At 76.0% G+C, this 7722-nt stretch carries 9 protein-coding genes and 1 pseudogene; 6 read left to right on the forward strand and 4 right to left on the reverse strand.

Features of this window, described 5'->3' with window-relative positions; translation table 11 throughout:
* The 3 genes and pseudogenes from ABD317_RS30665 to ABD317_RS30675 all read left to right on the forward strand — a co-directional run.
* A pseudogene (locus tag ABD317_RS30665) lies at positions 1-237 on the forward strand (glutamate racemase); the annotation flags it as partial.
* 47 nt (positions 238-284) lie between these two features.
* Positions 285-815, forward strand: a complete 531-nt coding sequence (locus tag ABD317_RS30670; RefSeq protein ID WP_027757472.1) for a hypothetical protein — start codon at positions 285-287, stop codon at positions 813-815.
* A 57-nt stretch (positions 816-872) separates the two neighbouring features.
* Complete coding sequence (locus ABD317_RS30675; protein ID WP_344294109.1) at positions 873-1400, forward strand: NUDIX hydrolase; 528 nt, start codon at positions 873-875, stop codon at positions 1398-1400.
* Positions 1401-1419: 19 nt separating this feature from the next.
* Here ABD317_RS30675 and ABD317_RS30680 read toward each other — a convergent pair whose 3' ends face one another.
* The 4 genes from ABD317_RS30680 to dhaK form a co-directional block, all read right to left on the reverse strand.
* The gene (locus ABD317_RS30680) at positions 1420-2457 is read right to left on the reverse strand and encodes a 2-dehydropantoate 2-reductase (RefSeq protein ID WP_344294111.1); all 1038 of its coding nucleotides are present in this window, start codon (positions 2455-2457) and stop codon (positions 1420-1422) included.
* 160 nt (positions 2458-2617) lie between these two features.
* A complete protein-coding gene (locus ABD317_RS30685) occupies positions 2618-3022 on the reverse strand; it encodes a PTS sugar transporter subunit IIA domain-containing protein (protein ID WP_027757474.1) in 405 nt (134 codons plus the stop codon).
* Positions 3015-3629 carry a dihydroxyacetone kinase subunit DhaL gene (dhaL, locus tag ABD317_RS30690; protein ID WP_027757475.1) on the reverse strand — a complete coding sequence of 205 codons (615 nt, stop codon included), beginning with the start codon at positions 3627-3629 and terminating at the stop codon, positions 3015-3017. Before dhaL ends, ABD317_RS30685 begins: the two co-directional genes overlap by 8 nt.
* Positions 3630-3723: 94 nt before the next feature.
* Positions 3724-4716 carry a dihydroxyacetone kinase subunit DhaK gene (gene dhaK, locus ABD317_RS30695; RefSeq protein WP_027757476.1) on the reverse strand — a complete coding sequence of 331 codons (993 nt, stop codon included), beginning with the start codon at positions 4714-4716 and terminating at the stop codon, positions 3724-3726.
* 232 nt (positions 4717-4948) lie between these two features.
* On the opposite strand from dhaK, the gene ABD317_RS30700 reads away from it, so the two are divergent.
* From ABD317_RS30700 to ABD317_RS30710, 3 genes are all read left to right on the forward strand, one after another.
* Complete coding sequence (locus tag ABD317_RS30700; protein WP_027757477.1) at positions 4949-5731, forward strand: methyltransferase; 783 nt, start codon at positions 4949-4951, stop codon at positions 5729-5731.
* 129 nt (positions 5732-5860) lie between these two features.
* Positions 5861-6784 carry an oxygenase MpaB family protein gene (locus tag ABD317_RS30705; RefSeq protein ID WP_344294112.1) on the forward strand — a complete coding sequence of 308 codons (924 nt, stop codon included), beginning with the start codon at positions 5861-5863 and terminating at the stop codon, positions 6782-6784.
* A 43-nt stretch (positions 6785-6827) separates the two neighbouring features.
* Positions 6828-7722 (forward strand): serine/threonine-protein kinase (locus ABD317_RS30710; RefSeq protein ID WP_344294113.1); only part of this gene is annotated, 895 nt, incomplete at its 3' end.

Consider the following 7722-nt stretch of genomic DNA (forward strand, 5'->3'; position numbering starts at 1 on the left):
GCCGCCGTGCGGCAGCCCGGCGCGCCGCCGGTGGCGCTGTACGGCTCCGCCGGGGACGTCGCCGGGCAGGCGCTGCGCCGCATCGGCGCCGAGCCGGACGCCGCCGCGGCGCCCACCGGCTCCCTCACCGTCCTCCTCAGCGGCCGCGCCGGCGCCCTGCCCGCCGCCGCCCTCGGGTACGCGGAGGGCCGGCTGCTGCACGACGCCCCGGCCCGCTCCGGGGCCGTACCCGGATAGCCGCGGAGGGACTGCCGGCACGGCCCGTCGGGCGTACTCTCGGTGGTATGAAGGACGACCGCTCCCGCGTCTGGACCGGGCGGGCCACCAACCGTGTGCAGTGGCTGCTCGCCCTGATCGGCGCTGCCTGCATGGCCCTCGGCATCGAGCTGGCCGTCGCGACGCAGTGGACCGGGGGGCTCGCCCCGCTCGTCATGTCCGTGGTCGGCTGCATCGCCGCCGGCCTGCTCATCCTCGCCGGCACCGTGGCGTTCGTCCACGTGGCGGTCAGCGTCGACGACGACGCCCTGGAGGTCCGCTGCGGCCACCTCGGCCTGCCGCGCCGCCGCATCCCGCTGACCCAGGTGCTCGCCGCCGAGTTCGAGCCGCGGGTCACGCCCCGGCACTGGGGCGGCTGGGGCTACCGCTGGCGCCCCGGCAAGGGCACCGCGGTGGTCGTCCGGCGCGGCGAGGGCCTGGTGCTGCGGCTGTCGAACGGCCACGACTTCACGATCACGGTCGACAACGCCGAAGAGGCCGTACGCACCATCCGCGACCGCCTGCGCCACCCCCTGGCCGGCGGTGCCGCCGAAGCGTAGCCCGCGGGTCACGGCGCGTTTCCCGACCGCACTCCGCGGCCGTTTACGCTTGCCGCCATGGCGACACCCGACTTCATCCGCGAGCTGCGCGCGACCGCCGGCCAGCAGCTCCTCTTCCTCCCCGGCGTCAGCGCCGTCGTGGTCGACGACCGCGGCCGGGTGCTGCTCCACCGGCGCGCGGACACCGGGCGCTGGTCGATCGTCGGCGGGATCCCGGAGCCCGGGGAGCAGCCGGCGCAGACCGCGGTCCGCGAGGTGTACGAGGAGACCGGTGTCGTCTGCACGGCCGAGCGGGTCGTGCTGGTGGAGGGGCTGGACCCGATCGAGTACCCCAACGGGGACAAGTGCCAGTTCATGGACATCTCGCTGCGCTGCCGGGCCACCGGCGGCGAGGCCCGGGTCAACGACGACGAAGGGCTGGAGGTCGGCTGGTTCGACCCGGACGCCCTGCCGGAGGAGCTGGAGCAGTTCGCGCGGCACCGGATCCGGCTGGCGCTGTCGGACGAGCCGACCTGGTTCGCCGCGGAGCCGGCGGGCCCGGGCCCGGGCGCGGACGTGGCCGTACCGCCGCACGCGCACCCGTAGGCCCCCGGCGCGGGCCGGCTCAGCCGCGCTCCGCGGCTCCCTCGTCCGCCGCCGCCCGCAGCTCCGCCAGCAGCTCCGCCCCGCCCCACCGCCGTGCCCCGCCCGTGCCCCGCGACTCCGCCTCCCGCACCAGCTCCGCCAGCCGCGCGTTCACCGGCGCCCGCATCCCGTGGCGCGTCGCCAGCGCCGTGACCTCGCCCTGCAGCGTGTCGATCTCCGTGGGCCGGCCGCGCTGCAGGTCCTCCCACATCGAGGACCGGGCCTGCGCGTCCACGCGCAGCGTCGCCGCCGCCAGCCGCCGGAAGAGCCGGTCGGGCAGCCGCAGCACCAGCGGCATCAGCCCCGGGGGCACCGGGCTGAGCCGGGCGGGGGCCAGGTTCGCCGCGCGGAACGCGGCCAGCGCCTCGCGCTGGCACAGCGCGAGGCAGGCGCGGTACGCGCGCTGCCCCAGCTGCTCGCGCAGCGGCAGCCCGGACAGCGCGTTGATCGCGTTGTTGAGGTTCATCAGCAGCTTCGCGTGCTGCACCTCGGGCATGTCGTCCCGCGGCTCGACCGCCAGCCCGGCCTGCGCCATCGCCGCCGCCAGCGGCGCCGAGCGCTCGCCCCCGTCGACCATCAGCACGCCCGCCGTGCCCTGGTGGAACACGCCGGGGGCGGCCTGTACCACGTTGTACGGGACCATACCCGCGAGCACCGTCCGCCCCGGCAGCTCCTCGCGCAGCAGCCCCGGGTTGCGCAGCCCGTTCTGGAAGCTCACGACCGCGGCGCCGGGGGCCAGGTGCCCGGCCAGCTCGCGGGCGGCCTGCGCGGTGGCCGCGGACTTCACGGTGACCAGGACGTAGTCCGCCCCCGCGGCGGCCTGCGGCCCGGTGGCCAGACGAACCGCGGCCGGTGCGACGCGGCGCTCCGCCCGGCCGCCCCCGGTGAGCAGCAGGCCGCGGGAGCGCAGCACGTCCATCGCCGCCGGCCGGCCGACTAAGGTCACGTCCGCCACCTCGGCCAGCATGCCGCCCAGGTGGCAGCCGATGCTGCCGGCACCGAACACGGCTATCTTCACTGTCCGCCCCTTCGTGTCCGGCGGCGCCCGCGCGCCGCCCCCTTCCGCGGCGCGCTGCGGCGCCGCCCGTGTCCCCGTCTGTCTTCCCGCCGGAGCACCCGGCGCACACGCGTCGCCGCCGCGGCCGCCGCACGCGCCCGCGCGCGGCCGCGGCGCCGCTTCACTCCTTGCGGTAGCCGTACGCCTCCTGTGCCGCCGCCGCGACCGCGTCCAGGTCCGCCCCGGTGGACGCCGTGACGACCGCGGCCACCGCGCCCTCCACGAACGGCGCGTCCAGCAGCCGCGCCCCGGCCGGCAGCTCCTCGTCCGCCACCAGCGACTTCACCGTCAGCACCGCGCTGCCCAGGTCCACCAGCAGCCCCACGCCCGCGCCCCGGTCCGCGGTCCGCGCCGCCGCCGCGATGCGGTCCGCGTCCGTGCCGTAGCCGCCGTCGGCCGTACCGCCCGCGTGCTCGACGGCCACCGTGTCCACGCCCGCCAGCGCGACCGCCATCCGGGCCACGGACTCGGCGACCGCGGCGCTGTGCGAGACCAGCACCAGGCCGACCAGCGGGCCCTCAGCCACCGGTCACCGCCTCCGCGGTCTCGGCCAGCGCGCCCACCAGCAGCGCCGACGACGTCGCGCCCGGGTCCCGGTGCCCGATGCTGCGCTCGCCGAGGTAGCTGGCCCGGCCCTTGCGCGCCTGCAGCGGAACGGTGTCCTCGGCGCCCTTCTCCGCCGCCGCGCGGGCCGCCCCGTAGTCGCCGTCGCCGAGCGCCGCCACGGCCGGCACCAGCGCGTCCAGCATCGTCTTGTCGCCGGGGGCCGCGCCGCCGAGCTTGGCGACCGCGCCCACCCCCTCGTCCAGCGCCGCGCGCAGCGCCGCGTCGGTGACCTCGGCGTCGTCGCCGAGGGCCTTGCCGGTGCCGCGCAGCAGCGTGCCGTACAGCGGCCCGGAGGCGCCGCCGACCTTCGAGATCAGCTGCCGCCCGGCGAGCACCAGCACCGCGCCCGGCGTCTGCGGCGGCTCCGCCTCCAGGGCCGCGCGTACGGCGGTGAAGCCGCGCTGCAGGTTGGCGCCGTGGTCGGCGTCGCCGATCGCCGAGTCGAGTTCGGTGAGGCGGGCGGCCTCCCGGTCGACGACCGCCGCGGTGGCGAGCATCCAGCGGCGGAAGAATTCCGCGTCGAGCACGTGCCGCATCCCTTCTCGTACCTTCTCCTGCGGATCCTCCCGGACCCGCGTCCGTACCGCCCCCGCCCGTCGCGGGGGCGGCGGGGCCGCGACCTCAGATGCCCCAGCGCAGCCCGGGGGTGCGCACCGGCGCGTCCCACAGCCGCAGCAGCTCCTCGTCCGCCTGGCACAGCGTGACGGAGCAGCCCGCCATGTCCAGCGAGGTCACGTAGTTCCCGACGAGCGTACGGGCCACCGGCACGCCGCGCTCGGCCAGCACCCGCTGCACCTCGGCGTTGAAGCCGTACAGCTCGATCAGCGGGGTGGCGCCCATGCCGTTGACCAGCGCCAGCACCGGGCCCGAGGGCCGCAGGTCCGCCAGCACCGCGTCGACCGACGCGTCCGCGATCTCGTGCGACGTCATCATCGGCCGCCGCTCGCGGCCGGGCTCGCCGTGGATGCCGATGCCCAGCTCCAGCTCACCGTCCGGCAGGTCGAACGTGGGGCTGCCCTTGGCGGGCGTGGTGCACGCGCTCAGCGCGACGCCGAAGCTGCGCGAGGACTCCACGACCTGGCGGGCCAGCGCCTCCACCCGCTCCAGCGGCGCGCCCTCCTCAGCGGCGGCGCCGGCGATCTTCTCCACGAACAGCGTCGCGCCGACGCCGCGGCGGCCCGCGGTGTAGAGGCTGTCGGTCACGGCGACGTCGTCGTCCACGAGCACCTTGGCGACCTGGATGCCCTCGTCCTGGGCGAGGTCGGCGGCCATGTCGAAGTTCAGCACGTCGCCGGTGTAGTTCTTCACGATGAACAGCACCCCCCGGCCGGCGTCCACGGCCGCCGCGGCGCGGGTCATCTGGTCCGGGACGGGCGAGGTGAAGATCTCGCCGGCGCAGGCGGCGTCCAGCATGCCGCGGCCGACGAAGCCGCCGTGCAGCGGCTCGTGCCCGGAGCCGCCGCCGGAGACCAGGCCGACCTTGTCGGTGACGGGCGCGTCCCGCCGCACCACCACCCGGTTCTCCACGTCGACGGTCAGTTCCGGGTGGGCGGCGGCCATGCCGCGCAGGGCGTCCGGCACCACGGTCTCCGGCACGTTGATGAGCATTCGCATGGGGTACCTCCGGCGGCGTTCGCGCCCGTTCGCGATCGGGTCTGGCTTGCCCAGTATCACGGCCGCGGCGGCCCCGGTCACTCCCTGGGCGGGCGTCGGAGGTACGCCGCCCCGGGACGTTGCGCGTGCATCACCCGAACGGCCGCGGTCCGCCTTGCGCCCGCCCGTCCGGCCTCTAAACTCTGCGGCCATCATCCGTGCCCGTTCAACTGGCGTTCACCAGGGGTGCACCTTGACACGCAAGAACCTGACCGCAAACCGCACGACCCTCACCCACCGGGTCCGCTACGCCGCGCGCCACCCGGACCGGGTGCCCCGCTACCTCGCCCGCGCCGGCCGCGACGCCTGGCTGCGGCTGCGCCACCGCGACCACGTCGCGTACTACCGCGCCGTGATGCGCTCCGACTGCGCCGCCGACCCCGAGGCGGCTGTGGGCAGCAAGACGCACGACCGCTGGCTCGCGCTGGGCAAGATGCAGTTCGACTACCTCGTCGGGCACGGGCTGCAGCCCGGCGACCGCATGCTGGAGATCGGCTGCGGCAACCTGCGGGCCGGCTGGCGCTTCATCGACTACCTGGAGCCCGGCCGCTACTACGGCCTCGACATCTCCCCGGACATCCTCTTCGCCGCGCAGGACACCGTCGTCCGGCAGCGGTTGCAGGACAAGGTGCCGCACCTCACGCCCGTACGGGACCTGACGTTCGCCTTCCTCCCGGACGCGCACTTCCGCGTCGTCCACGCGCACAGCGTCTTCTCCCACTCCCCGCCGCACGTCATCGACGAGTGCCTCGCGCACGTCGGCCGGGTGCTGCGGCCCGACGGCTGGTTCGACTTCACCTTCGACCGCACGGAGGCCGAGGAGCACCACGTGCTGCGCGAGGACTTCTACTACCGCACCGAGACGCTGGTGGCGCTGGCCGGGAAGCACGGGCTCAGGGCCGAGTTCATGGCGGACTGGGAGAAGCTGCCGCACGGCCAGTCCAAGATCCGGGTCCGGCTCCCGGCCGGGGCCTGACCCGGCGCGCCGTCCGCCCGTACGGTCCGGCCCGGGCCGGATCGCGACCCGGGCGCCGGCGTGCAGGCCCGGCGGGTGACAATGGACCCGGCGCACGGCGGGCGCCCGCGCGCCGTTGGGAGGGTCCGCATGGCCGTGCCCGAGGGACCCGCGGGGGAGCCGGATCCGGGGCTGTTCGGACCCGCCTCCGTGACCTGGCAGCTGCACAGCGACCCGGTGATGTGGATAGCCGGGGTCCGCGCGCTGTACCTGCAGGCGCTGCACCCGCGCGCCGTCCGCGGCGTCATGCAGAACTCCGACTTCCGTACCGACGCCTGGGGCCGGCTCCTGCGCACCGCCGCCTTCGTCGGCACCGTCACCTACGGCGCCACCCCCGCCGCCGAACGTGCCGGCGCCCGCGTCCGCGGCATACACCGCCGCCTGCGCGCCGTCGACCCCGCCACCGGCGACAGCTACCGCGTGGACGAGCCCGCGCTGCTGCTCTGGGTGCACTGCGCCGAGATCGACTCCTACCTCCACGTCGCCCGCCGCTCCGGCCTGACGCTGTCCGACGCGCACGCCGACGCCTACGTGCGCGAACAGCGCACCGCCGCCCGCCTCGTCGGCCTCGACCCGGACGCGGTGCCCGGCGACACCGCCGCGCTCGCCGCGTACTTCGCACGGGTGGCTCCCGAGCTGGCCGCCACCCCCGACTCCGCCGACGTCGACGCCTTCCTGCAGCGCCCGCCCGTGGGCCCGTTCCTCGTCCCCGCCCGCAACCTGCTCTGGAGCCGGATCGCCGGGCTGGCGTACGGCACGCTGCCGCAGGCCGCCCACCGGCTCTACGGCCGCCCCGCACCCCCGGCCCCCGTGGTCGACCGCAGGCTGCGCGCGACGGCGAACATCCTGCGCGCCGTACCCGACGGGGTGCGCTGGCGGCTGCCGCCGCAGAACATACTCAGGGCCATGGAGCGGCTCGGTCCCGCATCGCGGCCCTCACCTTCCAAGCTGGCGCGGGCGGCAGCCATACTGGACGAGTCGGGGGATAAGGCCACGGGTAACGGCTACGGGTGAAGGCTGCAGGCGGCGACGGCGATGGCGGGGGCGGCACGGGGACATGGCGGAGACCAGGCTGATCCAGGGCCGCTACCGGCTTCTCGAACTCCTGGGCCGTGGCGGCATGGGCGAGGTCTGGCAGGCCCGTGACGAGTCGCTGGGCCGCCGCGTCGCCGTCAAGTGCCTCAAGCCCGCCGGGCCGCAGCGCCAGGGACACCCGGTCTCCACGGCGATACAGGAGCGCTTCCGGCGCGAGGCCCGGGTCGCGGCGCTGCTGCAGCACCGCGGCGTCACCGTCGTGCACGACTTCGGCGAGGACGACGGCGTGCTGTACCTCGTCATGGAGCTGCTGCAGGGCCGCAACCTCAGCCAGCTGCTGGAGGCGGGCGGGCACCGGCCGCTGCCCGTCGGGGAGGTCATCGACATCGCCGAGCAGGTCGCGGCGGCCCTCGCCTACACCCACGACCAGGGCGTCGTGCACCGGGACCTGAAGCCCGCCAACATCATGCGGCTCGGCGACGGCACGGTGAAGATCCTCGACTTCGGCATCGCGCGCCTCGCCCACGACATCGGCTTCACCTCCCGGCTCACCGGCGCGGGCGGCATGGCCATGGGCACCCCGCACTACATGTCGCCCGAGCAGATCTCCGGCGGCGGGGGCATCGACCACCGCAGCGACCTGTACTCGCTGGGGTGCGTCCTGTACGAACTCGCCACCGGCGTCCCGCCGTTCGACCTGGACGACGCCTGGGCGGTCCTCGTGGGTCACCGGGACACGCCGCCCGAGCCGCTGCGCACGCACCGGCCGGAGATCCCGGAGCCGCTGGAGCGGGTGGTGCTGGACCTGCTGGCGAAGGTCCCGGAGGACCGGCCGGCGGACGCGGCGGACCTGTCGTCGCGGCTGCGCGGCAGCGGCGCGGCGGCGGAGGCGGAGCGGCCGGGGCCCGAGCGGGCGG

The sequence above is a fragment of the Streptomyces synnematoformans genome (assembly GCF_039531005.1).
In the GTDB taxonomy this organism is placed as follows: domain Bacteria; phylum Actinomycetota; class Actinomycetes; order Streptomycetales; family Streptomycetaceae; genus Streptomyces; species Streptomyces synnematoformans.